Consider the following 25,668-nt stretch of genomic DNA (forward strand, 5'->3'; position numbering starts at 1 on the left):
GAATAATTCAAGTGAATTTGTTTGAAAGAAGAACTTTAAAAGCTTTATTTTCACCCGATAAAATACCCATAAAACAAGAGGAAGCTCAAATGAGCTTCCTCTTGTGAAAAATTGTGGGACAGCAGTGTCAATATGATCCCTTTTTTGAGTTTTCAATATGAAAAAAACATTAAAAGTCGCTATTGGACAATATTCTACGGCTGGTATTAAAGATCAGAATCAGGATTTTTATGGCATCTTTTTACCAGAAGGTCATGTACTGAAGCAAAAAGGTATAGCTTGTGCGATTGCCGACGGGATCGGCAGTAGCAATGTCAGTCACATTGCCGCAGAAACAGCCGTCAGCAGTTTTCTCTCAGATTATTATTCGACTTCGGATGCCTGGAGCACTCAGACTTCAGCAGCACGGGTGATTCGTGCCACTAATTCATGGTTATATGCACAAACTCAACAAAGTCAGGGACGTTTCGATAAAGATCGGGGCTATGTCTGTACCTTATCCGCACTTATTTTAAAGCAGCATCAGGCGCATATTTTTCACGTCGGTGATAGTCGTATTTATCGAATCCGAGATGGTGAAATTGAATTATTAACCCATGATCATCGCGTCTGTCTGTCTTCGACAGAACATTATCTCAGTCGTGCCTTAGGGGTGGATTATCGTATTGAAATTGATTATCAAAGCCTTGAACTAAAAGAAAAAGATGTCTTTCTACTCATGACTGATGGGGTTTATGAGTTTGTTACAGACCAACAATTATTAGATTTCACCTTAGCAGCAGATCACTTAAATCAGCTTGCCAAATTCCTGGTTGAACAGGCTTTAAAACAGGGCAGTGATGATAATTTAAGTCTTCAAGTGCTCCGTATTGAGCAGTTGCCTGAACCAGATCAGTTTTATATGCACCAGGATTATGTCTTTCCACCCCAGCTCAGCAAAGGTGAAGCATTTGAAGGCTATGCCATTGACAAAATCCTGCACCAAAATCACCGCAGTTGCCTGTATTTGGCACACGATCATGATCGGCAACCGCTAGTGATTAAAACTCTGGCAGTAGATTTACAACAAGATGAACAGGCTGTTGAACAGTTTCAACTTGAAGACTGGGTTTCAAAGCGTCTTAAGCACGAAAATCTGCTGCAATGTTATCCGCATCAATCAGAGAAAAAATATTTATTCCAGAGTTATGAATATTTGCAGGGAGAAACCTTAGATCGCTGGCTGCATCAACAGAAAAAGCCTTTGCAGATGGAAGATATTCTCCCTATTTTGCAGCAAACAGCATTGGCCTTAAATGCAATGCACCGACTGGAAATGTTGCATCAAGATGTACGTCCTGAAAATATTATGGTCTTAAACGTTGATAATACACTTAAAGTCAAACTGATTGATTATGGTTCAACTGCTGTACGAGGTTTAGTCGAAATTAATCCTAAACATGTGAATCGGCCACTTGGTACCTTGGCATTTATGGCACCTGAATATTTCATTGAACATTCACCATCCGTGCAGTCTGATCAATTTTCTTTGGCGGCAATGGCTTATTATTTACTGACTAAACAGCTTCCTTATGGTACAGATTTGGCTCGTTGTAATACGCTGAAGCAGCTAAAGAAAGTTCAATATCATTCTATTCAAAAATATCGGCCAGATTTACCACTCTGGTTAGACCAGATTCTAAAAAAGGCTCTGAGTATCGAGCCAATGTATCGTTATGAGGCATTGACTGAATTGATCCATGATCTGGAACACCCATCCAAGGAATTATTAAAATCCAAAGCCCCTACCATCATTGAACGTGATCCTTTACGTTTCTGGCAAATCAGTTGTGCTGTATTAGGACTTTTACTTTTATTAAGTATTGCATGGCCATTTATTTAAGAAGGTTGGAGTGAATATAAGTAAAAAAATTAGACAGCGTTCTATGCTTTAGGCAACTTGCGTCACTAGTATATTTACGGCAATCAATCCACAACCAGAAACTACAAGAACTATATCATTACGATTTCAACCACCTTTTAAAATGGGAGAGATAAAAACAAAAAGCAAGGAAATACCATGGCGGCTCAATTTCTCCTATCAGCCTTAAGTACCGTAATCATATTGGCATTTACCGGCTGTACAGTTTCATCCAAAACACCTGTAACAGATAGTTATGGCGCTCAGCCGTCTTTACCTGAACCAAAATCAAGACTGTTTCCGGTCGTCAACATTGCCCCTGCAAAAGGTTGGCCTGAAGGTGTCATGCCGACGCCAGCACCAGGTTTAAAAGTGCAAGCATTCGCACAAGGCCTTCAACACCCGCGCTGGTTATATGTATTGCCGAATGGAGATGTACTGGTAGCTGAAACTGATGCTCCACCTAAGCCTGAAGACAGTAAAGGGATTAAAGGTAAAATCATGAAAATGGTGATGAGAAGAGCAGGATCATCCTATCCAAGCGCCAACCGTATTAGCCTGCTGCGTGACAGTAATCAAGACGGCATTGCTGACCAGAAAACGGTATTTCTGCAAAATTTAAACTCGCCGTTTGGAATGACCTTAGTGGGTAATATGCTTTATGTCGCAAATACAGATGCTTTAGTGCGATTCTCTTATCAGCCAGGTATGACCCAGATCAAAGAAAAAGGAACTAATGTATTAGACTTGCCTGCAGGCCCTTTAAATCATCACTGGACGAAAAATGTTATTGCCAATCCTGCAGGCAAGAAGCTCTACATTACGGTAGGCTCTAATAGTAATGTGGCTGAAAATGGCATAGCTCAGGAAGAAGGACGCGCCCTGATCATGGAATTGGACCTTTCTACAGGTCAAGCCCGGCCGTTTGCTACAGGCCTGCGTAATCCCAATGGCATGGACTGGCAGCCTCAGAGTGGAGCCTTATGGACTGTAGTGAATGAGCGTGATGAGCTGGGCAATGATCTGGTTCCTGATTATATGACCTCAGTAAAAGATGGCGCTTTTTATGGCTGGCCTTATAGTTATTATGGCCAGCATGTGGATACCCGGGTAAAACCGCAAAAGCCTGAACTGGTCGCGAAAGCAATTAAGCCAGATTATGCCTTGGGAAATCATACTGCATCACTGGGTCTGACATTTTATAAGGCTAATTTAATATCCCAATATCGTGATGGTGCACTCATTGGCCAGCATGGTTCCTGGAATAGGAAACCTCATAGTGGTTATAAAGTTATTTTTGTGCCATTTCAAAATGGTCAGCCTTCTGGTCAGCCTCAAGAGGTTCTGACCGGATTTTTAAGCAAAAATGGAGATGCATTTGGTCGGCCTGTGGGTGTAGCTACAGATGCTCAAGGCGCAATATTAGTTGCTGATGATGTAGGGAACGTGATTTGGCGAGTATCACCGAATCAATAAATAAGTAGATGCTAATAAAATAAAAGCCTTATAGTCTCTCCCAAAACTATAAGGCTTAGCGGCTGTAGTCTCTACTTTTATCACTTGCCATCCCAGTAAGTTCGCTGTCTTTCGACTTTATTATCATTGTAATGCGATTATTATCAGCTTTCCTTGCTGACTCTTTATGTGAAACATAATGTCAAAAATTGAGGAAACAGGATATAGAGTATTTGCTCCAATCGATGTAAGCTTAAACTTACAAAAAAATAATATATTTATACAAAAGTTAACATTATGTGAACTTTCCTATATTTTACAAAGGGCTTTATGACTAAAAATAATTTAATTGTAGTAGATAAATAATGTTAAAAAAATCATCTTTAAGGTTTTAAACAGCATTAAAATTAAAAGATATGATTTAAGAATCATCTTTTGCTTCAGGTTTGGCAGACAGGGTTCCATGTTATAGAAGATACTTATGAACACTTTAACTAAGGTAATTGATGGATCTGATTTCTCTGCCATATATGTGGTTGGGGATCTGCATGGTTGTTATAGCTTGCTCATGCAAGAATTAGAGAAAGTTCATTTTAATTTTGAGAAAGATCTACTGATTTGTACCGGAGATCTGGTCGATCGTGGTAATGAAAACCTGGAATGCGTTTCATTGCTAAGTCAGCCCTGGTTTTATTGTGTTCGCGGCAATCATGAGGAAATGTGTATCAAGGGCCGTGACGATGCATGGATTCAAGATATGCATGCGCAGAATGGTGGTGAGTGGTTCTATCTTTTATCAACCGAAAAACAGGATGAACTCAGTGAAATTTTTTCTGCACTTCCTTTGGCCATTGAACTAAACCTCGAGTATAAAAAGATTGGCATTTTACACGCAGATATTGCGCTTAATGACTGGAATGTATTTAAAAAGAAAATTGCAAAAGGTGAAAATAGAATTCCAGGCCTAACTTCAGCATATACCAATGCTCTTTGGGGTAGAGGGAGAATTCGCAATCATTCTTATCGCTATGGAACCGTTAAAAATATCGATGAGATCTATCTGGGTCATACGATTGTAAAAGAACATACCCAAATTGATAATTGCCACTATATTGATGTAGGTTCTTCTTATACGAAGAAGTTGTGTGTCATTAAAATAAAAGATGCTATAGCAAAAGCTAATTAAAAAAAATATTAATAACTTCTGCCTTTAAAATCAATTTGATAGCTCATTTTTATAAAAGGCGATCTACATTAATTTTTGAATGAGAAACTGTATTTTGTTCTATTTAATTTTGAGTAAGTATTCATACAATTAATTCATCTATAGTGAATTTCTCTCATCTTTTACTGAATTTATATCGTTTTACTCATCTCTAGATTCACGTTTAAATGAAGTTATACAGAAATTTGGCTTTATTTAAAAATTTAGGATAGTGAATCTCCATGGATAATCAATTTACATGCTCAATCAAGCGCATCCGTTTCGATGAAAATTATCAACCAGCAGACAACACACGTTTAACCACAAACTTTGCCAATCTGGCACGTGGTGAAAGTCGACAGGAAAATCTGCGCAGAACTCTGGCTATGATTAATCAGCGTTTTAATTCATTAGCGACAAGTGATAATCCTAAAGGCGACCGTTATTCCCTTGAAATTGACATTATCTCTGCGGAACTTGATGTTGAAGGCCATGGTCAAACTTTCCCTTTTATCGAGATGCTGAAAAGTACCGTCATTGATCATCAAACCAATGAACGCATTGAAGGCATGACTGGCAACAGCTTTTCATCTTATGTACGTGATTATGATTTTAGCGTTGTATTGCCAACTTTCAGTGATAAAGCTGATGCAAAGCTTGACGACTTTGGCGATTTGCACGGCAAACTTTATCAGCATTTAATTCATTCAGATGTGTTTAAGGCCGAGTTTAAGAAACAGCCGGTGATTTGCCTGAGTGTATCTACCACGAAAACCTATTACCGTACTGCACATGTGCATCCTGTACTCGGTGTGGAATATAAAAATGATGATTATTCACGTACAGATGCATACTTTAAGAAGATGGGCTTAAGCGTTCGCTATTTCAAACCTGAACATGGCAATGCGCCGTTGGCATTCTATTTTGCCGGTGACTTATTGCGTGATTACACGGACTTCGAACTTATCAGTGCGATCAGTACTATGGAAAGTTTCCAGAAGATTTATCGTCCTGAAATTTACAACACCAATTCACCTGCAGGTTTGATCTATCAACCAAGCCTGAATTATCAGGATTATTCGTTGACACAAATCGTTTACGACCGTGTGGAGCGTAGTCAATTAGCAGTTAAGCAGGGCAAATGGACAGAAGAAAATTTTATTAAGCCGTATAAAGACATTCTTGAAAAGTGGGCCGCAAATTTTACTGTAGATAATGCTCATCAAGAGCATACTGCCTGAATGAAGAAATAAATTAACGAATATAGAGATAGAAGATTAGACATGAGCATTTTACTCCCAACATCTACAGCTGGCAGCTTGCCGAAACCGTCTTGGCTTGCCGAACCTGAGCAACTTTGGTCACCCTGGAAACTGGAAGGCGAGCAGCTCCTTGAAGCCAAGCGAGATGCTTTGAGCTTGTCCCTACATGAGCAACTACAGGCAGGCATTGATATCGTCAGTGATGGCGAACAAACCCGTCAGCACTTCGTGACCACCTTTATTGAACATCTGGAAGGTGTGGATTTCGAAAAGCGTGAGACGGTGCGTATTCGAAATCGCTATGATGCGAGTGTGCCATCCGTCGTGGGTGCTGTCGCTCGCAAGAAACCTGTATTTGTAGATGATGCCAAGTTCTTGCGTAGTCAAACTAAGCAGCCAATCAAATGGGCGTTGCCGGGTCCAATGACCATGATCGATACGCTTTATGATGCTCATTATAAGAGCCGTGAAAAACTGGCTTGGGAATTTGCAAAAATCCTGAATCAGGAAGCACTTGAACTCGAAGCAGCAGGTGTAGATATCATCCAGTTTGATGAGCCTGCATTTAATGTATTTTTTGATGAAGTAAATGACTGGGGCATTGCCACATTAGAACGAGCGCTTGAAGGTCTGAAATGTGAAACAGCAGTACACATCTGCTATGGTTACGGTATCAAAGCCAATACGGACTGGAAAAAGACTCTAGGTTCAGAGTGGCGCCAATACGAAGCAATTTTTCCGAAACTGCAAAAGTCTAAGATCGACATTGTTTCACTTGAATGCCAAAACTCTCATGTACCAATGGATCTGATTGAATTGATTCGTGGCAAAAAAGTCATGGTCGGTGCTATAGATGTAGCAACCAATCAAATTGAAACACTAGAACAGGTTGCAGATACTTTACGAAAGGCGCTTCAGTTCGTGGATGCTGACAAGCTGTATCCTTCAACCAACTGTGGTATGGCACCTTTATCGCGTCAAGTCGCACAAGGCAAACTGAATGCTTTAAGTGCTGGCGCAGCTATTGTTCGTCAAGAACTGACAGCCTGAGTATTCATTTGTCTTAAGAGCTGTATAAGGAATACATGTACTTTTACCGCTCTTCATCAAAGCGATAGTCAATTAGGGATTTAAGAGATGATTGAAGCGACTGACTTTAGAAATGCCATGTCCTTACTCACCACAGCAGTGAATGTCATTACAACCTCGGGTGAGACAGGAATGCATGGTTTTACGGCATCTGCAGTATGCAGCGTGACTGATACACCACCGACATTGCTGGTCTGTATGAATCAGTCATCTCGTTCACATGTGCATTTTATTGAGAACAAAATTTTGTCAGTGAACGTCTTAGGTCCACAGCACGAACAGATTTCTAATGCATTCGCATCCAGCAAATTCAGTTCTGAACGAAGATTTCAATTAGGTTCTTGGACAATACTAAAAACAGGCTCACCTGTACTAGGCGATGCATTAGTGAGTTTTGACTGTGAAATCGAGAATATCCAGCAAGTAGGGACACATAGTATCTTTATGTGTCGAGTGGTTGCGATTCAACGGAGCGAACAAGATCAGAGCCTGGTGTATTTTAATCGTACTTACCATTCGGTTGGACAGTTAGAATTTGCTTGAATGAAAATGAGAAAAATGACAATAAGATAATGTGGATTTTCTCATTTTTAAGATTTGTATCGAATTTAACAAATCAAAAGCAATCGATATTCACCCTCATTTTCAACCGGAGCCCGATGTACACAAGGTAGCGCTCTTTGGGCTGGATGATCGACTGCCAATCGCCAAAGATGTCCCTGACCTAAATTTACAGGTTTTGCATCAGGCTTAGGTTGATAATGCAGATCAAAGAAATACTCTTCCAGAAAACCTTCAAATCCGGCTTCTGGGCCATCATATAATTCTTTCAGCTTTGCCCTGATTTCTGGAATCAGAATCTTTTGTTCCACCTGATCATTAGGCAAGATATCGCTTGCAGCACCATGATAGGTACATAAGAAAGTATCTGTTTCAATCGGAGAGCGATCGACATGGAATGAATAGACATCTGTAGTAATGAAATCGAGCTCATTATCCCGTTCATAGCATTTGAGCAGATTGAGTGAAGGGGAAGCGCCGTAGTCAGTCAGTAGCTGTATATCTTCTAAGATAATCTTTCTTGCCAGATGACCGCTTTCTGACAGCTGGAGTTTCATAAGATCATCAATTGAAACTTCAGTCATATTTTCCTGTAAATGAAGCTTATTCACGATCTCGGCAAAATCACCCGCTAAATTTCTAGACCAGCAAATCGCATTCATCGCACCCTTAAAATCCGAATTAACGAGTTCTGAAAAGTTTGAGACTACACGAATTTGTTTATTGCCTGAAAATTGATTATGCATGCTTAAGTGAAATGACTTATGAACTATGCCTAATATTACCCTTAGATTCCTCAAAATAACTTTATGAGCTCATAAAAAAAGAGATTTTAAAACCTAAAATCTCTTTCCTTTCACAGTATCTTAATTTTCAGCTTGTGCTTTGGCTGCAATATTACTTTTATAGATAAAAAATAGTGCAACAGCTAATAGGGCAATTGCTGCTAGTCTGGATCCATCTAAATGAATCACCGGATTATTCAACCATCCAAAATGATCGATGAGCAGACTCATTAATAACTGGCCACTAATGACGGCGACAGTGGTGGCAGCAGCGCCCAGTCTAGGCATAGCAAATACAATCGTAAGCATATAGGCCACACCAAAAAATGCACCTGTTAATTGCCATCTTGGGGCTGTGAATAAATTCAATGCATGGTTGGGTTCAAGAAAGAAAGCGATTAGAAAACTGACTAGAGCACCTAAGACAAATGTCAGCCAAGAACTTTCTAATACACCTACTTTAGCACCCAAACGACCATTAATTGAAGATTGAGCACATAAAACTGCTCCGCCAAAAATAACGACTAATAACATTATATAAATCATGGAGAAGCTTCCTTATTGAATAAGCCATAATGCAGCTAAAATAGCTACCAGCGCGCCAATACGATATTTGTCTACAGCCCGTTTATGGCTACCTAACAAACCCCAGTGATCAATAATAAGACTGGTTGCAACCTGGCCAAACAGGATGCCCACCATGGTCAGGCCAACGCCAATATGAGGTGTCGCTACAGTTAAAGCCACTACATATATAGGGCCTAATATACCGCCAGTCAGTTGCCACCGTGGCTGCTTGAACATGAGAGAAAGCTTTGGACGGCTGAAGATCAACCCCAAGGTTAAGAGCAGTGATCCGATCGCGAAAATTCCCAAGGTCGCCCAGAAATGCCCAATTTCTTCCCCGAGTGGACCCAGTAAACCCGCTTCAACAGATAACCCCATACCTGCAAGAACGACTAATGGGAAAATCCACAACTGTTTCATATATGCTTTCCAAAGGAAGAAAGCAACGAATTATATTCTCTTATTTAAAAGCTACAATTCCGCAATTTTTCAAAACATAATTGCTATTATGACAATAATAAAATGATTGAATTAAATTCAGGGATAGATCAAGTATGCAACTCAATGCATTACGCTATTTTGTGATGGTGGCAACGACAGGCAGTTTTTCAGCTACGGCAAAGCATTTTCAGGTTCCATCTTCCTCAGTATCTCGTTTTATTTCCAAACTTGAACAGGAAATTGGGCAACAACTTTTTTATCGTAATACACGCTCTGTTCGGCTAACTGACATAGGAGAAAAGTACTTTGTGCAAATTAAGGAAGTGCTGGATACGCTAGATCTGGCCAATGAAGAAATTTCTGGTAAAAATGCGATCAGAGGGTTAATTCGTATCAATACAGCGGTTGCGCTGGGAAGGCTACATATATCGCGTATAGTGAATAAATTGCATGATAGCTATCCAGATCTTTCAGTCGAGCTAATCTTGACGGATACTTTTATTGATCCTGTACAAGAAGGCGTAGACATTGCGATAAGGATTGGCTCATTACAGGATTCAGCATTAATTGCACGCAAGGTCTGTGATCAACAATATGTGCTGTGTGCGAGTCCTGCATATCTTGAAAAATATGGAACTCCACATTCTCCACACGAGATTCAGAATCATCAATGTCTGGTATATAAGGGCGTTTCCGGAAGCCAACGCTGGTATTTCCGTCAGCAAGAGCATGACACTCCGGTTTTAATTGAGCCACAAGGGCCTTTAAGAAGTAATAATGCAGAAGTCCTGGTAGATGCGGCATTGGAAGGACGGGGGATTGTATTATTTCCAACCTGGATTTTTATGGAAGACTATTTCAAAACACATAAACTGGTTCAACTCCTTCCTGACTGGATCAGTACAGTAGAGCCTTATTCTATAGGGATTCATCTGGTTTCTCCCGAAAACAGAATTCGTTCACAAAAAGTCAGAACTGTGCTTGATTTCATTTTAAAAGAAATTGGAGATCCGCCGTACTGGGATAATATTCTTAAATTATAAAATTTTTATGATCTAATTAGAGAAAGCTTCAATGGTTTTTTAGTTATCCCTTTTTTGATCAACAAGGATTCTAAGGAAGAGCTAAGATGAAAAGCATAAAATGGATGAATTTATACGTTTTTAGATTTCTGATTTTAGATTTTATCTACACATTGCAATTGCAAAATTCTTAACTTTCCTTAAATGTATCTGCATTATTGCTATAAATCCAAAATTAAAATAAAAAAGCCTATCTCATTCGAAATAGGCTTTTTTACCTCTGAGGAATCTTCTCGCCATTTAATTCAGTAAGAATGCTATGGCTTAAAGACTGATAATCATATTATGAGAATATAAATAGTTTTTCAAACATAATTTAAATTTTATTTGATTAAATTATTACGAATGTCACTTGTGCTTTCAGGATGGTGCAGGAGCTTCTTTTCAATAATCTGTGCTTTCTCCTGAAGAATTTGTACTAATTTTTCCAGATTTACAAAATCAAATCTATTTTTTGAAGCTAATAAAGTAAGCGCTAAAGGTGGCTCTTTAAGAGAGAATTTAACTGGTACAGACAAACCTGCAACTTGAGGATCAAGTTCACCACTAGAATAATAATATCCCTGTTTTTTGATCTTTCTCATTTGTTCCAGAAAAGCGGTTTCATTCTGCACAAATCCCACTTCTGCAAATGCATCTGCATAACGTTGATAATAGTCAAGCAACACTTGTTTCGGTAAATGTGCCATGATGACTTTTGAAGATGAACCTACATAGACAGGACGTGGACAACCGCGTCCGAATGAAAGCAGATGTGCATTTTTAAAGACTTCGTCATGTAAGTCGATACAAGAATCATAATTGAGATGAGTCAATATACAAGAGAACTCAGTCCGTTCGACGATTTCCTGCATAAAGGGAATGCTGATCTGAACCAAAGGATCAGTTTTTCTTGAAATATAATCCAGAACAGCAATTTTCGAACCCAGCGTATAGTCACCGGATGTGCCACTGATTCGCTGTAATAATTCAGCCGATACCAATTCTTTTAAATAGCGATAACTGGTAGGTTTGGAGAGGTTTAATTCTTCACTGATGATATCTACATTAATCACTGAACGTGATAACGAAAATAGATCGAGAACCGTAAGAATTTTTCCAAAACTTGCTTGCGCCATAAAAAAAACCTGAAGTGCTGACTATTGAAAAAGGTGATGACTCACTTTAGCTTAAAAGAGGGTAGTAGAGGCAACTATTTACCTAAAATTCTCGGATAATGAGGATATAGGAAGAAAAGAGATAAATATTCAGCTTAACGGCCTATGCAATGATAAAATCATACTTATTCTCATATAGAGATATTTTTATTGACAATAAAGCGTTTATTTGAAAAAATTACTTACACAAATATCCAATGATGAATAATTAAGCAAATCATTATCTTTTGCTTTTTATATTTTCATCAACCAGTTTCAGTTTAATCAGCTGAATATTCTAATTTTATAGACTTTCAACAAGTAAAAATTTTGTCACTGAGTTCTTTGGGCTTGGTGGGCAGGTTATTTGCTTTAGAAAATAAAATAAGCTCTTAGAGAGAAACCATGCTGCTTATAAAATCTTTACTCGCATTTCGTCCAAATAAAATGGACTGGATTTTTGCGACTAAAACGTTTGTGGCTGGTATTTTGGCGCTCTACGTTGCGTTGAGTTTAGATCTTGCTTACCCGATTTGGGCGATTGGCACAGTTTTCGTTATTGCCAATCCTTATACGGGGATGACCGCTTCAAAAAGTATCTATCGTGTACTAGGTACTTTATTAGGCGCAATTGTGGCAGTTGCAGTTACTCCTTGGCTAATCAATACACCGTGGTTGTTTACGCTGTTTTTATCCTGTTGGGTTGGTCTTTGCTTATATTTCTCTCTGCTTGATCGTACACCGCGCAGTTATATATTGATGCTGGCTGGATATACGACTGTCATTATCTGCTTCAATATCATTTACTTTATTGATACTGCCTCATTATTTGATATGGCGGTAGGACGCTTTCTGGAAATTACTATTGGCGTCGTTTGCAGCGCGATTGTGACGACGACCATATTTCCAATGCATATTGGCCCCGCAGTGAAAAGTCGTGTCAGTAAAACCTTAGCGGATACTCAGCAGATTTTTAATAAAATTCTATTGGAACCACGTCAAGATCAGAACTATACAAAAGCTTTAAGCAAGTTGGCTGGAGATATTGCAGATATTCATGTCATGGCTGTGCATTTAAGCTATGAAAAGTCAGCTCTACAAGGAATGACCAAACCACTGCAGGAAATGCTGAACCAGATCACAATGCTGGTGAGTAATTTGGTGGCGATGTCTGAACGCATGCAACAGTTAGACTTCATTGATACAGGATATCGCCAGTCATTGGCAGATTTACATTCCAAAATTAATACATATCTAACAGATGAACATCTATTGAAAGAGTCTGAATTGAATCAGCTTCCTACTGATTTTGAAATAGATTTCCTAAAAATTTTTGAACATTCAAAAGATGAGCAAATTGTAATATTGAAAAGTTTGAAAATGGATATCCGTCATTTTATTCAGAATATCCATGCAATTAAGTTGATCTGGCAGCGAATCCAACAAGGGGATACTTCACTGCCTGAAATGATTGTTCCACTTACTACAAACTATCCAACCCTGCATCGTGATCATGGCGTAGCAGTGCGGGGCGGGGTTTCTGCATGCCTCACAGTTTTTATTGCTACTGCCTTTTGGATCTTAAGCGGCTGGAAAGCTGGATTTATGCTGGCTGAAATGGCTGCGATCAGTGCATGTATCTTAACGGCGCTGGATAATCCGGTGCCTGCATTGAAGCTGTTTATTCGCAGTAGCTTATATGCTTCGATCGTGATCTTCATATATGCCTATGGAATTTTTCCAAATATTATAGAATTCTGGCAGTTAGCACTTGTACTTGCACCATTCTGCATATATTGCCTGATGCTTTTTTTGCATCCACCCTTGGTTGGAATTGGCTTGCCTTTGTTGATGGGTACGATCATGGGACTGAATTTTCAGAACCGTTATACCCTGGATCAAATTTCTTTCTTCGATGCAGCGATTGGTACAGTGATTGGGCCAATCATCGCTGTATTTATTATCCATATGATCCGTGCAATGTCGCCTGATATAACCGTACAGCGCATTTTGGCCATTCATAACCGAGCCATTCGTCAGGCACTGTATATTCCTTATGGGGTACGGTTCCGTATTCATTTACGTACGATGATGGACCGCATCGGGGTATTAAATACTAAAGCAGTAGAATCTGAAGATCTGAAAAATAAAATCAATCAAGCACTCATTGAATCCAGCGCCGTCGTGGATCTGGCACGGTTACAGGAACTCATACTCAAGTTACCTGAACAGCAGCCTTTGACCCAGCAACTCGAAGATCTTCAAATACAGCTGGATGAATATTTTCGTGCCAAAGAAATTGGACAAAATTATGATGCTGCCTTCACACAGTTAATTAACAACATACAGGCTCTAGAAGCAGATCTCATCATGCAGGAACATACAGATGTTGTAGAACGGCTGCATATTTCACTCAACAATATTCGTAGCAGTTTATGTCATATCAAGACACCGCCAAGATATGCAGGCGCAGGAGATTAATACATGGGAGAGCTGAATATCTATGGTGTGTATGTGCCGATTTTATTAATTCAAGCTGTGATTGCCTATGTACTGCTCAGAATCTTGATGAAGTGGCTAGATAAACTAGTCGCAAATGACTGGATCATCATGCCGAATATTTTCTACTTATGCATTTACGTACTTTTGCTGGGCGCCGTCCATTGGGCAGGCTTATTACTATGAGGCCTGATATTAAAATGATTGAGGAAAACCGTATATGACATCTGTCAATTTACGCAAATATTTGCGACCTGTACTTTTGACGGTAGTGGCTGTTCTCGCCATTTTAGTGATTCGACATATCTGGAATTATTATAATTCTGAGCCATGGACGAGGGACGGGCGTGTACGTGGTGATGTTATTCAGGTGTCATCAGATATTTCAGGCCTGGTCACAGAAGTACTGGTGCAAGATAACCAGACCATTAAGAAAGGGCAGCCATTATTTAAAATTGATGTTGAACGTCAAGAACTAGATGTTGAAGAAGCTCGTGCGGATCTTGCGAAAGCGAAAGCAGGTTTAGCGCAAGCTGAGGCTGAACTGGCGAACGCTAAAGCCAATGTCGTGAAATCCCAAGCAAGTATTCATCTGGCAGACAAAAATGCGAACCGTTATTCAAGCTTAATGGATGGTGCTATTTCAAAACAGGAACAGGATCAGATTTTTGCTGCACGAGATGAATCACATGCCGAGCATGAGCAGTCCTTAGCTGCAATCGAACAGACCAAAGCGAATATCGAACAGCAAAAAGCATTAATACAAGTCGCCGTGAATAACCTCAATCTCGCGCAACTTAATTTACATCGTTCAGAAGTTGTTGCTCCGGCAAATGGCACATTATCAAATTTTGAATTAAAAGAAGGGAACTATGTCAAAGTTGGCCAAGCGGTTGCAGCATTACTAGATCGCAAACAGCTCTATGTAGTAGGTTATTTTGAAGAAACTAAACTGGATAAAATTTACGTGGGAGCACCTGCCATCATTCAGCTGATGGGTGATTCGCAAAAACTTAAGGGCCATGTGCAAGGTATTGCCTCGGGGATTGAAGATCGCGAACGTACTGCTGGTTCAGGTCTTTTAGCGAATGTAAATCCAACCTTTAGTTGGGTGCGTTTAGCCCAACGTGTCCCTGTTAAGATTATTCTGGATGAATTACCAAAGAATGAACTTGCCTTCGTTGCAGGGCGAACAGCAACAGTGCATATAGAAAAGCAAGGAAAAAACTGACCTGTAATTCAATAACACAAGGTTCTTTACGAAAAGAGAACCTTGTTATGAATCCTGATTTAAAAAGATCAAATAGCTATATAAAAACAGTAATAATAAGAAGTATGTAATTTGGCCATTAAATTACCTTGTCATTACATTTTTATTGACCATTCGTTCAAATTTTTATATTTTCGTATGAACTTTTTTTAAACAGGAGGAAATTTTTATTATGAATGATGTAAGGCTTTTATATGTAAGTAAGTTCAAAGATGAGAGATATTCTACCTCTGAACTTTATAATATTTTAACAGAAGCCTTAGAATTTAATGAGTTACACAAAATCTTTGGCGCACTCTATTTCGGTAATAATTATTTTGTCCAGTGTTTGGAAGGCACTGAAGAAAGTGTAAAAGACCTTTTCTATAATCGAATAGTTAAAGATCCACGCCATAAGAACTGTGAAATTCTCTCTTATGAACTAATCGACTCATATCTTTTCTCCAGTTGGCACATGAAGTATGCCAATGTCCATAATGATCTCATTGAGTTCTTTATCAAGAATCATCATGATGGATTTAATCCTTATCTCCTGGAACCAGACACTATTCCTGCTTTTATAGAATTACTCAGACAGCACGAAGATGATTTATACAAAGCCCAGGTGATGGCTTAGTCAGATTAAGATGTAACATGTGATATGTTAATTTAAAGAAATTGCTATATTACATGTTATATTTATAATTTTAAGTTATTGAAATTTATATAATAATTAAATTTTTAGTTTTAAAAAATAGAGATGGTTAACCGTCTCTATTTTTTAATAGATTTAAAATTCCGAGACAACTTAAATAAATTCCAGCACTTCAAGTCTCAATATTTAAAATATTTCCTGATTACATATTTCTATTCTTGAAATAAAATCGAGAGGCATAGTTAGTCTTTCAGCAGTTATTGTTTCGAAATGAACCCAGATAGCTGCGTCTCTATTCTCAAAACTAATACTTACAAGCTTAACCAAGTCATAGGGTTCAACATTGTGAGTCAAGATAATATTATAAAAGTGATCTGAGCGTACGTAAGAGATAAGCATTTGATGAATAGCTACTTGTTCATCGCTACTTAGCTCACTATATTTACTTAGTTCAGGTAAATCATGTTGTCTGTTCACTTTAGTCCTTATCGATCTTCAAGTTTTTTATAGAGGACCAGAATTTTATCAATTTAGACAGGGCAGCATTTAGTTGTTTTGTATAAATAATTGAACTTTTTATGAATGATGCTGAACAACAACGCTAGCCAGATTAAAGCGCACACTATAATTAAAACTGTAACTATAAGAGCGTAGAAAACAATGTCTCAAATAAAAATTTATGCTTTAAATAAAACAATCGAACTACATAGAATAGAACTGAGTAAAGCTATTCATCAAGCTTTAGTCAAAGAGCTAAATTGTCCCGAGAAAAGATTTTTCAACGATTTATACCTTTAGAGTCTGAAAATTTTATTTACTCAAAGGATCGATCCAGATCTTAGACCATTATCGAGATTTGAATGTTTGAAGGAAGAACAAAGAGACCAAGAGAGTATTTATTTAGGCTTTATTTAAAAATATAAGTCATTTATGTGGGATTAAATCCAATGATATTGAAATAACTATATTTGAAACTCCTAAAGAAAACTGGGGTATTCGAGGGAAAATTGCGGATGAGCTTCATCTAGGTTATGAGGTAAATATTTAAGTGATTTATATAAAGAAAACTTTCAAACTAATCTTAATAACTACGTTTTAACACGACGAGGATGAAAAAGACATATTAACTAATTAGTGAGTGCTACATACAGGAATAGGCTATATGCATAATATCTTATTTAACATAATATACATTATACGAAGTAGTGTATTTTAAGCCTTTGATTCTAAAGACTTTGTTGGTTTAATATCTTTAAGTACTGGACGTGGCGGTACTTTTGAAAAGTCATACTCAAATTCAAAATCAAATGAAGCTGGCAACTGAACATCTTTAAAACGATAGAAATTACCTGAACCTTTAAGCTTAAAGATTTGTTCTTTAGAACCAATAGCGTCCAGATCAGATTCAGCGAACGGCTGCAAAGCATGAATGTTTAAATTATCGTATGGTGTAGCTACACCCTTATTTCGACCGTTTTCAGGTGTAAATTCGCCTTTAGACATTTTTAAACCAATTACGGTTAAAGTTTGGATTTGTGACATTTTTTAAGCTCCTAAGCTACTTGGTAATTAAATTGCGACTGTGGTTCTACATACCATTCCGGCAATTGTTGGTTAAAATCAATCTCGACGAGCTTGACGAAAGGAATAATGTTATTGGCCTTTTCAGTGTGGAGATTCTGAAGATAAGCCTTAGAAAAACCGCATAAACATAAGTCAGCAATAAGCCTATGAAATGAAGTCTTTGAATATGTGGTTTTAAGTTCTGTAATGCCTTTTACTCTGATTAAGCAATACATGGCAAATAAATTACGTACTTTGGTATGTGATACCTTGCCCGATTTGGTCAAAACTATTTCTGACTTCTCAATGGCTTCAAGTACACTTGTATCATCGGTTAGTTTCATAGTTTGACCTCTTAGAGCTTCAAAAATGCTATGAGTAGCTTTAGTCCAAAGTGTTTGAAGTAAATTAGGGTTTTGCTTTTGAAAGCGGATTAATTCAAATAAATTTGTTGGGATACCATTACGTTCTAGCCATCGTTTTTTTAGACGAGATTCAAAACGTAAAAGACCAATAGTCCATTCAATAAGTCTTTGATCAGACATAACTTGAATAACTCGAATTGCTGATTTATCTAATTTTTTTGCTTGTTGTTGTTGTTCAGCAAATTGAGCCATAAATTCGTCATGCTTTAGATAGCATTTATGTTGAACTAAGCGAGAAGTTTCACCGCCCCAGTAACGCGATGTGTCATAAGCCTTTTTACTAATTCGAGTCTGGCCATTTGAAACATTTCCAAGATATTCGAGAACTTTTTTAGCTGTAGTCTGATCTTTTACACGGCAAGAATAAGTTACATCTATGTGAGAAACCCAAGCACTAGGCCAGTCAAGCATACAAGCAAGAACAGGATAAGCTTCATGAAGAAAGCCGATCATTTCCATAGCGCCCTGCTCTATGTTGTCCGATCCAAAGACATTGTGACCCTGTAACAACTTTGCAGGGCTAGCTTTGATTTGAACGTAGGGAGCATAAGAAGAATCGAAAAAAACTTTCATAGCCATACCCGTATAGTGAGTAGGAACAGACTCATAAGGATGGAATAAATGAGAGTTATGGACTTCCCCGTCTTCATCTTTATAGACAGAACGAGAAGCTAAAGGGATTTCAAGACTATGAAGATCAACATCTATAAAGAAATAACGGCCTTCAGCATCTACTGAATAGAAGCTTGAATCGAAAGGCGCGTTAATACAGATATGATCTAACATAAAAAAGTTACCAAGTAACTAGGTTTAAAACATTAAACAAAATTTACAAGTAACTTGTCAACCTATAAAACGAGTTAACATTAATTAAGTTACCAAGTTGTCTAGTTACAAAGGATTTACAATGAGCAAAGTCTATAAAATCAGAAGTGAAGAAGTTGAAGATGTGAAAGAAACATTGATGAAATTCGTAGTAGCTAAAAAATCTTTAATGGCAGAAAGCGACGTAATACATGCATTAATCAAATATCATTTGAAAGATTTGAAAGCTGAAGAAGTAATTAAGTACAGACAAGAAGTATTAGGGAAAGATGAATAATTCCTGTTAAATTCCCATTTTTGGGACTAGAGTCCACCATTAGAAGATGTGGACTCACCTTCTCTACTGGTGAAATGATGAAGTACATAATAATCACAGTTTTATTTTTTATAGCTCAAGAAAGCCAAGCAAAAGAAAAAATAGAAATTGAATATGATACGAAAACAGAAAAGATAAAAATAATATCACCAAGTAAAAATGATAAATGCTTGAATGAATTAAAAAATGAATCATCTAAAAGACTAATAAAGTCTGCAACTAGAGAGAAAAAAGGAAAAGTAAGAATGAAGTTTTACTGTATGGAAGATTTCGTATAATGCGGATTGATGTTAAAAAGTCCTGTGAGTAATGGGAAGTTTCTCACTAGGACTTAGTAACATAATCACGGCTACATTATACGAAATCAGTCTTTAGGCTTAATATCATAATTATTAAACAAATACTCGACTACACGTTTGAATCTCTTATAAACAATTGCTCTCTGATCTCTTAGATCGTTATAAATTAAAACCTCTGTAAACAAAGAAGCCATTAAATCTTTTTCAGGAATTGATAGCTGAGAATCTTCCTCTAGCTTAAAACCTAATTCAGCTAAAATAATTTTATGCTTTAAGTCTTTAGCTTTTTCATCAGAAATCTTTTTACCTTTGTAAAAATAACCATTAATAGGATCATAAGAAATATGATCCATAGAATATAAACTTGCCATTAACGTCTCCAGTAAATATAAAACACCCTTCAGTCTCTAAGATATTTAGCAACCTCTGACATTGTTTTAAAAGTCTCTAAAAGTTCCCAAGTAAGTTCAGACTCAACATAAGTAAAAATACTAAATGTGCCATCATCATTAAACTCAATTAGATAATCATCTCTGCCTAAATAACGCATAGACTTACAATCATCTTCAAACCAAATATCAGGCATTGTTCTCTCCAGTGGCTATTATCATTCGACGAAAATGGGAACCCCAACCCATTTTCTAAATTCTCCCGATCTTAAATTAAAAGGGAGCTTTGTAATCAGAGGGAAGAAGTTTCAGGATTTAATTGTGGTTGTTCGGGAACACTCCGTTCCCTCTGTTCAGGCTGTGAATAGGCATATTGGTTTTGTTGTTGTGGTGCTTTGGCATAATTGAAAGGACGATAACCAGACAACCATTTTCTGCAATCCTCTTGGGATACATTAGACATATAATTGCCCTGCTGATCTATAGCCATGAGCCGTCCATTTGCAAGCGTCATAACGCCCGACATTCTTGGGAAGTCTTGTGGCTGAATTTGTGGTTTATATTCGAAGTCATACGGCTTATCAGGATCATAGACAACAGCCTGAAATACTTGTCCATCTGGAAGAACAGTAGATTGTTGTTTTGTTAGTTGATCGAACCATGTAACGCATTCAGGCATATCAAGGTTGATAGCCTTTCTACATTCAATATCAGGATTAAAATTTTCTTTTGCTTGGAGTAGCAATTGTTCTTCTGTTTTGCTCGGATCGCTTACAGTAATTACTTCATATTCAGGTTGTTCTATTGCTTTTTCTTGTACTACTTCATCTTTAGGAAATAAACCAAAAAAGCCAGTTTCAGAAGCCTTTGAATAACTCAAAGCAAAAATTGCTATAGGTATTGCAAAGAAAGCCATATAAAGCAAAGGTACACGCTTTTGAATGTTATGCACATTAGAAGATACATAATACTTATATAGATTTTTTGGATAGCGGAAACGCTTTACAGATAGAGCCTGTTTTCTTGTAGCATTTGCAAAATAAGTCTGAACCTCTGCAAACTCATAAATCATTGCAACATCTAAGCCCCATAATCTACGCATAACATAATGCACAGAACAAGCAGCTCGCACTTGTTCACGTAATAATTTTGGGTTTTGAGTAATCAAATAAATGTCAAAGCCAAAGTGACCGTGCAACGTTAGAGAATCACCAATATCTAATATTTCTGCTTTACGTTTTTTTTCAGCATCAGTTCGGGCAGTACCTAACAGATCCTGAGCACTAAAAGCAGGATGTTCATGTGCTTCATCAAAAAAGATGATTGAGCCATCAGGAAGATCACGCCAGTCAAAAGGTTTTTCAGGCGTTGAATTAATGGTTAATACACCTGGGTAATTCATGCCGATGATATTTGTATAAATACGTCTATTTGGATGCTTTCTTGATAATTGATCAATTAAAGACATGCAGTAAAGACTTTTACCTGTTCTGGGTGGTGCAGAGATTAATGTTTGCATTTTTATTTACCTCTTTAGCAAGGAAAAGCGCGGGCGTCGTCGTCGAAACTCCTCCTCCTTCCTTGCTTATCCTTTGCCTAGGGCTAATTTTGAAGATTTAATAAAAGCAGCCGTACCAATTGCAGACATGATTACAGACAAGGCTTGTGGAATTTTTAAAATACCCATAATGCCCATAATATCGGCAGGTACATTGTTATATAGACCGAGCATTGCATTTTGAGCTTGCATCACTAAATCATTGATGAATGTATAAGAAACAAAGGCAAGACCAGCACCTAAAAGGAGCTTGGCAACCAGTGACGAAGCAAATGCAGCAAGAATAGTTATAAGTATCTGTGGCATTATGATTTACTCGTAATAATGTAAGCACCGTACAAGTACGAAGCTATAAGAATTAAAGTTCCGAAAATCGCTAATTTGTCGCACCACATAGCGAAGCTAAAAGACTTCGAGAAAGTCTTTCCTGTAAATAATTGGAATGAAAGAGTTCGATCCGCAGGACAAGCAGCAGAACCGCTAAAAATATTTGTTTTAAAATCTTGTGGTGTTAGAGCCTTTTCAGGTACAGCATCATTTCCAAATGGATCATCACCCTCGTCAAAAGTGAGCAAATCTTTTATATCGGAAAGCAAAGAATTATTTTCATCAAGTTTTGCATTGGTTTCTGTTAAGTCTGTGCCGTCACCTGTTCCACCCTCAGAACCTCCGTCCTGATCCATTTTCCCTAAAATGGCATCTAATTTATTGGATAAAACAGAAGTCATATTTTTAATGACGTTTTCTAACTTATCGAGATTAATAATTGTATTGGTTGTGGTGTTGGTAGTTGTATTCGTTGTGGTGTTGGTAATAGTGGTATTGTTATTTGTTGTTTGAGTAGAAGTGCTTTCACTTGTAGATGTAGAAGTGCTTTCACTTGTTGATGTATTGTTCGTAGGTGGTTTGTTTGGGTCAGATGGGTCAGGTGTTCCATCGGGTTTATTGGGATCGTTTTGAGCGGGTGGAGTTGCGCCACAATTCAGACCTGTTGAAATAGCGGAACAAGTCATGCCAGGCTCAATATCAACATCGACACAAGAACGTAATTTGTACTGACAATTTTGTACGCAAACATAACTACCGCTAGAAGTAGGAACTTTTAAATCTACACTTTGAGCTGATGGACATGATTGAGAAAGAACAACAATTGTATTTCCTCCCCCATGATTACAGGCGTACTGAGTACCTTGAGTATTCCACTTAACACATTTAACAGAAGATTGAGCAACCTTAAAATGTGCTGCGTAAGCCTGAGCAGGAGTAGGGAAAACTAAAGTAGAACCACCAACGGACCAAGAAGCAAAAGTATTAAAAGAAGTAAAAGTTAAAATAAAAAAAACTAAATATTTAAACGCTTTCATAAAACCCCCAAATATTTAATTTCTTATTTAAACAGACGATAAAAAGCCAAGAAAAGAACAGCTAGGATAATCCAGTTAAGGTCGCTTTCTGTCATTTTCTTGGCTCCAAATATTAACGACCGAAGAAGCCGATAACTTTTTTAGCACCGTAAATTACTACAACAATACCCAACGCCCAAAGAGCACCTGTTTCAATGTTCGCTTCAGCATCAGCACCAGTTAAGGCAGTTGACACATCAAGAGCATTGGCATTACTTGACATAAGAGCAGTTGAAACAGTAGCCCCTAAACCATAAGTAGCAACGTTTTTACGATTGATAACCGCTAAGCGGTTTTGAGTTGTTTTTTTCATGAGATGAGCCTCAGTTAGTTATTAAAAGAACCGCATTATTTTTTTGACTACAAAGACCAATGCGAAGATCCCAATAGCCCACTGGAGAATCACATCACGATCCGCCCCAGTTAATTCAGGCAAAAAGCTAGCTTCCTGCCATTCTGTACAAACTTGTGCAGTACCTGCCGAAGGTGGAGTTAAGGTTTTGCACTCGTAAGACATTCTTTAAAATCCTGTTATAATGTTTATAAGTTATTGATATTTAACAGATTATACATTATACGAAGTAGTGTATTTTAAGCCTTTGATTCTAAAGACTTTGTTGGTTTAATATCTTTAAGTACTGGACGTGGCGGTACTTTTGAAAAGTCATACTCAAATTCAAAATCAAATGAAGCTGGCAACTGAACATCTTTAAAACGATAGAAATTACCTGAACCTTTAAGCTTAAAGATTTGTTCTTTAGAACCAATAGCGTCCAGATCAGATTCAGCGAACGGCTGCAAAGCATGAATGTTTAAATTATCGTATGGTGTAGCTACACCCTTATTTCGACCGTTTTCAGGTGTAAATTCGCCTTTAGACATTTTTAAACCAATTACGGTTAAAGTTTGGATTTGTGACATTTTTTAAGCTCCTAAGCTACTTGGTAATTAAATTGCGACTGTGGTTCTACATACCATTCCGGCAATTGTTGGTTAAAATCAATCTCGACGAGCTTGACGAAAGGAATAATGTTATTGGCCTTTTCAGTGTGGAGATTCTGAAGATAAGCCTTAGAAAAACCGCATAAACATAAGTCAGCAATAAGCCTATGAAATGAAGTCTTTGAATATGTGGTTTTAAGTTCTGTAATGCCTTTTTCTCTGATTAAGCAATACATGGCAAATAAATTACGTACTTTGGTATGTGATACCTTGCCCGATTTGGTCAAAACTATTTCTGACTTCTCAATGGCTTCAAGTACACTTGTATCATCGGTTAGTTTCATAGTTTGACCTCTTAGAGCTTCAAAAATGCTATGAGTAGCTTTAGTCCAAAGTGTTTGAAGTAAATTAGGGTTTTGCTTTTGAAAGCGGATTAATTCAAATAAATTTGTTGGGATACCATTACGTTCTAGCCATCGTTTTTTTAGACGAGATTCAAAACGTAAAAGACCAATAGTCCATTCAATAAGTCTTTGATCAGACATAACTTGAATAACTCGAATTGCTGATTTATCTAATTTTTTTGCTTGTTGTTGTTGTTCAGCAAATTGAGCCATAAATTCGTCATGCTTTAGATAGCATTTATGTTGAACTAAGCGAGAAGTTTCACCGCCCCAGTAACGCGATGTGTCATAAGCCTTTTTACTAATTCGAGTCTGGCCATTTGAAACATTTCCAAGATATTCGAGAACTTTTTTAGCTGTAGTCTGATCTTTTACACGGCAAGAATAAGTTACATCTATGTGAGAAACCCAAGCACTAGGCCAGTCAAGCATACAAGCAAGAACAGGATAAGCTTCATGAAGAAAGCCGATCATTTCCATAGCGCCCTGCTCTATGTTGTCCGATCCAAAGACATTGTGACCCTGTAACAACTTTGCAGGGCTAGCTTTGATTTGAACGTAGGGAGCATAAGAAGAATCGAAAAAAACTTTCATAGCCATACCCGTATAGTGAGTAGGAACAGACTCATAAGGATGGAATAAATGAGAGTTATGGACTTCCCCGTCTTCATCTTTATAGACAGAACGAGAAGCTAAAGGGATTTCAAGACTATGAAGATCAACATCTATAAAGAAATAACGGCCTTCAGCATCTACTGAATAGAAGCTTGAATCGAAAGGCGCGTTAATACAGATATGATCTAACATAAAAAAGTTACCAAGTAACTAGGTTTAAAACATTAAACAAAATTTACAAGTAACTTGTCAACCTATAAAACGAGTTAACATTAATTAAGTTACCAAGTTGTCTAGTTACAAAGGATTTACAATGAGCAAAGTCTATAAAATCAGAAGTGAAGAAGTTGAAGATGTGAAAGAAACATTGATGAAATTCGTAGTAGCTAAAAAATCTTTAATGGCAGAAAGCGACGTAATACATGCATTAATCAAATATCATTTGAAAGATTTGAAAGCTGAAGAAGTAATTAAGTACAGACAAGAAGTATTAGGGAAAGATGAATAATTCCTGTTAAATTCCCATTTTTGGGACTAGAGTCCACCATTAGAAGATGTGGACTCACCTTCTCTACTGGTGAAATGATGAAGTACATAATAATCACAGTTTTATTTTTTATAGCTCAAGAAAGCCAAGCAAAAGAAAAAATAGAAATTGAATATGATACGAAAACAGAAAAGATAAAAATAATATCACCAAGTAAAAATGATAAATGCTTGAATGAATTAAAAAATGAATCATCTAAAAGACTAATAAAGTCTGCAACTAGAGAGAAAAAAGGAAAAGTAAGAATGAAGTTTTACTGTATGGAAGATTTCGTATAATGCGGATTGATGTTAAAAAGTCCTGTGAGTAATGGGAAGTTTCTCACTAGGACTTAGTAACATAATCACGGCTACATTATACGAAATGAATCATGTTAGAACCCATTTAAAGTGTCTATATTCTCACCAATAAAAATGTCTGGTTTATGATGGTTTAAACATCATGGACTGGATATGAAATATAGATGCTGATCACTATGTCTGACAAAGAAATTCAAC

General features: G+C 37.4%; 31 protein-coding genes and 1 pseudogene. 16 read left to right on the forward strand and 16 right to left on the reverse strand.

Translation table 11 applies throughout. From position 1 onward, the window contains the following. The first annotated feature begins 157 nt into the window (after positions 1 to 157). The 6 genes from FTU19_RS13760 (at position 158) to FTU19_RS13785 (ending at position 7,453) form a co-directional block, all read left to right on the forward strand. Positions 158 to 1,882 (forward strand): bifunctional protein-serine/threonine kinase/phosphatase, encoded by a 1,725-nt coding sequence (locus tag FTU19_RS13760; protein ID WP_180131618.1) that lies wholly within the window; start codon positions 158 to 160, stop codon positions 1,880 to 1,882. A gap of 177 nt (positions 1,883 to 2,059) precedes the next feature. Further along, positions 2,060 to 3,376 (forward strand): sorbosone dehydrogenase family protein, encoded by a 1,317-nt coding sequence (locus FTU19_RS13765; RefSeq protein WP_180131621.1) that lies wholly within the window; start codon positions 2,060 to 2,062, stop codon positions 3,374 to 3,376. A 460-nt stretch (positions 3,377 to 3,836) separates the two neighbouring features. Beyond that, positions 3,837 to 4,541 carry a metallophosphoesterase gene (locus tag FTU19_RS13770; protein WP_180131624.1) on the forward strand — a complete coding sequence of 235 codons (705 nt, stop codon included), beginning with the start codon at positions 3,837 to 3,839 and terminating at the stop codon, positions 4,539 to 4,541. A 260-nt stretch (positions 4,542 to 4,801) separates the two neighbouring features. Beyond that, on the forward strand, positions 4,802 to 5,800 hold the full coding sequence (locus FTU19_RS13775; protein ID WP_180131627.1) for a putative oxygenase MesX: 999 nt from the start codon (positions 4,802 to 4,804) through the stop codon (positions 5,798 to 5,800). Between the two features lie 42 nt (positions 5,801 to 5,842). Beyond that, on the forward strand, positions 5,843 to 6,871 hold the full coding sequence (locus tag FTU19_RS13780) for a methionine synthase (RefSeq protein ID WP_180131629.1): 1,029 nt from the start codon (positions 5,843 to 5,845) through the stop codon (positions 6,869 to 6,871). Between the two features lie 87 nt (positions 6,872 to 6,958). Beyond that, positions 6,959 to 7,453 (forward strand): flavin reductase, encoded by a 495-nt coding sequence (locus FTU19_RS13785; protein WP_159123555.1) that lies wholly within the window; start codon positions 6,959 to 6,961, stop codon positions 7,451 to 7,453. 65 nt (positions 7,454 to 7,518) lie between these two features. Here FTU19_RS13785 and FTU19_RS13790 read toward each other — a convergent pair whose 3' ends face one another. The 3 genes from FTU19_RS13790 to FTU19_RS13800 all read right to left on the reverse strand — a co-directional run bounded on the left by FTU19_RS13790 (position 7,519) and on the right by FTU19_RS13800 (position 9,243). Then, on the reverse strand, positions 7,519 to 8,217 hold the full coding sequence (locus FTU19_RS13790; RefSeq protein WP_180131632.1) for a DUF1826 domain-containing protein: 699 nt from the start codon (positions 8,215 to 8,217) through the stop codon (positions 7,519 to 7,521). 120 nt (positions 8,218 to 8,337) lie between these two features. Continuing rightward, a complete protein-coding gene (locus FTU19_RS13795; RefSeq protein ID WP_034170895.1) occupies positions 8,338 to 8,802 on the reverse strand; it encodes a DMT family transporter in 465 nt (154 codons plus the stop codon). A 12-nt stretch (positions 8,803 to 8,814) separates the two neighbouring features. Further along, complete coding sequence (locus tag FTU19_RS13800; RefSeq protein WP_034170896.1) at positions 8,815 to 9,243, reverse strand: DMT family transporter; 429 nt, start codon at positions 9,241 to 9,243, stop codon at positions 8,815 to 8,817. A gap of 134 nt (positions 9,244 to 9,377) precedes the next feature. On the opposite strand from FTU19_RS13800, the gene FTU19_RS13805 reads away from it, so the two are divergent. Then, positions 9,378 to 10,307 (forward strand): LysR family transcriptional regulator, encoded by a 930-nt coding sequence (locus tag FTU19_RS13805; protein ID WP_180131635.1) that lies wholly within the window; start codon positions 9,378 to 9,380, stop codon positions 10,305 to 10,307. A gap of 362 nt (positions 10,308 to 10,669) precedes the next feature. Here FTU19_RS13805 and FTU19_RS13810 read toward each other — a convergent pair whose 3' ends face one another. Beyond that, positions 10,670 to 11,464, reverse strand: coding sequence for an IclR family transcriptional regulator (locus FTU19_RS13810; RefSeq protein WP_180131638.1), 795 nt, complete (start codon positions 11,462 to 11,464; stop codon positions 10,670 to 10,672). A 423-nt stretch (positions 11,465 to 11,887) separates the two neighbouring features. Between FTU19_RS13810 and FTU19_RS13815 the strand changes: the two genes are divergently transcribed. From FTU19_RS13815 to FTU19_RS13830, 4 genes are all read left to right on the forward strand, one after another. Next, complete coding sequence (locus FTU19_RS13815; RefSeq protein WP_180131640.1) at positions 11,888 to 13,963, forward strand: FUSC family protein; 2,076 nt, start codon at positions 11,888 to 11,890, stop codon at positions 13,961 to 13,963. Positions 13,964 to 13,966: 3 nt separating this feature from the next. Then, the gene (locus FTU19_RS13820) at positions 13,967 to 14,167 is read left to right on the forward strand and encodes a DUF1656 domain-containing protein (RefSeq protein WP_179993019.1); all 201 of its coding nucleotides are present in this window, start codon (positions 13,967 to 13,969) and stop codon (positions 14,165 to 14,167) included. Positions 14,168 to 14,201: 34 nt separating this feature from the next. After that, entirely contained in the window at positions 14,202 to 15,212 is a 1,011-nt protein-coding gene (locus tag FTU19_RS13825; protein WP_180131643.1) for an HlyD family secretion protein, read from the forward strand. A gap of 211 nt (positions 15,213 to 15,423) precedes the next feature. Next, complete coding sequence (locus FTU19_RS13830) at positions 15,424 to 15,867, forward strand: BLUF domain-containing protein (protein WP_180053296.1); 444 nt, start codon at positions 15,424 to 15,426, stop codon at positions 15,865 to 15,867. 204 nt (positions 15,868 to 16,071) lie between these two features. Here FTU19_RS13830 and FTU19_RS13835 read toward each other — a convergent pair whose 3' ends face one another. Continuing rightward, positions 16,072 to 16,362, reverse strand: coding sequence for a hypothetical protein (locus tag FTU19_RS13835; protein ID WP_004785797.1), 291 nt, complete (start codon positions 16,360 to 16,362; stop codon positions 16,072 to 16,074). A gap of 183 nt (positions 16,363 to 16,545) precedes the next feature. On the opposite strand from FTU19_RS13835, the pseudogene FTU19_RS13840 reads away from it, so the two are divergent. Continuing rightward, a pseudogene (locus FTU19_RS13840) lies at positions 16,546 to 16,933 on the forward strand (tautomerase family protein). Between the two features lie 164 nt (positions 16,934 to 17,097). On the opposite strand, the gene FTU19_RS13845 reads toward FTU19_RS13840, so the two are convergent. Continuing rightward, positions 17,098 to 17,427 carry a hypothetical protein gene (locus FTU19_RS13845; RefSeq protein WP_168369481.1) on the reverse strand — a complete coding sequence of 110 codons (330 nt, stop codon included), beginning with the start codon at positions 17,425 to 17,427 and terminating at the stop codon, positions 17,098 to 17,100. 11 nt (positions 17,428 to 17,438) lie between these two features. Continuing rightward, positions 17,439 to 18,659 (reverse strand): phage/plasmid replication protein, II/X family, encoded by a 1,221-nt coding sequence (locus tag FTU19_RS13850; RefSeq protein WP_180131647.1) that lies wholly within the window; start codon positions 18,657 to 18,659, stop codon positions 17,439 to 17,441. Positions 18,660 to 18,780: 121 nt separating this feature from the next. Here FTU19_RS13850 and FTU19_RS13855 point away from each other — a divergent pair, with 121 nt between their 5' ends. Continuing rightward, the gene (locus FTU19_RS13855; RefSeq protein WP_168369483.1) at positions 18,781 to 18,975 is read left to right on the forward strand and encodes a hypothetical protein; all 195 of its coding nucleotides are present in this window, start codon (positions 18,781 to 18,783) and stop codon (positions 18,973 to 18,975) included. Positions 18,976 to 19,052: 77 nt separating this feature from the next. Next, positions 19,053 to 19,292 (forward strand): hypothetical protein, encoded by a 240-nt coding sequence (locus FTU19_RS13860; RefSeq protein WP_180131650.1) that lies wholly within the window; start codon positions 19,053 to 19,055, stop codon positions 19,290 to 19,292. 86 nt (positions 19,293 to 19,378) lie between these two features. Here the strand turns inward: FTU19_RS13860 and FTU19_RS13865 are convergent, their stop codons facing one another. The 9 genes from FTU19_RS13865 to FTU19_RS13905 all read right to left on the reverse strand — a co-directional run bounded on the left by FTU19_RS13865 (position 19,379) and on the right by FTU19_RS13905 (position 24,816). Then, complete coding sequence (locus FTU19_RS13865; protein WP_180131653.1) at positions 19,379 to 19,684, reverse strand: hypothetical protein; 306 nt, start codon at positions 19,682 to 19,684, stop codon at positions 19,379 to 19,381. A 29-nt stretch (positions 19,685 to 19,713) separates the two neighbouring features. Beyond that, the gene (locus FTU19_RS13870; protein ID WP_180131656.1) at positions 19,714 to 19,899 is read right to left on the reverse strand and encodes a hypothetical protein; all 186 of its coding nucleotides are present in this window, start codon (positions 19,897 to 19,899) and stop codon (positions 19,714 to 19,716) included. 95 nt (positions 19,900 to 19,994) lie between these two features. After that, complete coding sequence (locus FTU19_RS13875) at positions 19,995 to 21,221, reverse strand: zonular occludens toxin domain-containing protein (protein ID WP_180131658.1); 1,227 nt, start codon at positions 21,219 to 21,221, stop codon at positions 19,995 to 19,997. 66 nt (positions 21,222 to 21,287) lie between these two features. Then, complete coding sequence (locus FTU19_RS13880) at positions 21,288 to 21,566, reverse strand: DUF2523 domain-containing protein (protein ID WP_180131661.1); 279 nt, start codon at positions 21,564 to 21,566, stop codon at positions 21,288 to 21,290. Next, a complete protein-coding gene (locus FTU19_RS13885; protein WP_180131663.1) occupies positions 21,566 to 22,624 on the reverse strand; it encodes a virulence factor TspB C-terminal domain-related protein in 1,059 nt (352 codons plus the stop codon). Before FTU19_RS13885 ends, FTU19_RS13880 begins: the two co-directional genes overlap by 1 nt. 112 nt (positions 22,625 to 22,736) lie before the next feature. Then, positions 22,737 to 22,976, reverse strand: a complete 240-nt coding sequence (locus tag FTU19_RS13890) for a hypothetical protein (protein ID WP_076753512.1) — start codon at positions 22,974 to 22,976, stop codon at positions 22,737 to 22,739. Between the two features lie 21 nt (positions 22,977 to 22,997). Beyond that, positions 22,998 to 23,180, reverse strand: coding sequence for a hypothetical protein (locus FTU19_RS13895; RefSeq protein ID WP_136459438.1), 183 nt, complete (start codon positions 23,178 to 23,180; stop codon positions 22,998 to 23,000). Between the two features lie 74 nt (positions 23,181 to 23,254). Next, positions 23,255 to 23,584, reverse strand: coding sequence for a hypothetical protein (locus FTU19_RS13900; RefSeq protein WP_168369481.1), 330 nt, complete (start codon positions 23,582 to 23,584; stop codon positions 23,255 to 23,257). A gap of 11 nt (positions 23,585 to 23,595) precedes the next feature. Then, positions 23,596 to 24,816: a phage/plasmid replication protein, II/X family gene (locus FTU19_RS13905; protein ID WP_180131666.1), complete on the reverse strand. Its 1,221-nt coding sequence runs from the start codon at positions 24,814 to 24,816 to the stop codon at positions 23,596 to 23,598. 121 nt (positions 24,817 to 24,937) lie between these two features. Between FTU19_RS13905 and FTU19_RS13910 the strand changes: the two genes are divergently transcribed. Beyond that, on the forward strand, positions 24,938 to 25,132 hold the full coding sequence (locus tag FTU19_RS13910; RefSeq protein WP_168369483.1) for a hypothetical protein: 195 nt from the start codon (positions 24,938 to 24,940) through the stop codon (positions 25,130 to 25,132). Between the two features lie 77 nt (positions 25,133 to 25,209). Then, complete coding sequence (locus FTU19_RS13915; RefSeq protein WP_180131650.1) at positions 25,210 to 25,449, forward strand: hypothetical protein; 240 nt, start codon at positions 25,210 to 25,212, stop codon at positions 25,447 to 25,449. Positions 25,450 to 25,668 lie beyond the last annotated feature (219 nt).

The organism is Acinetobacter sp. YH12072 (genome assembly GCF_013419565.1).
GTDB lineage: Bacteria > Pseudomonadota > Gammaproteobacteria > Pseudomonadales > Moraxellaceae > Acinetobacter.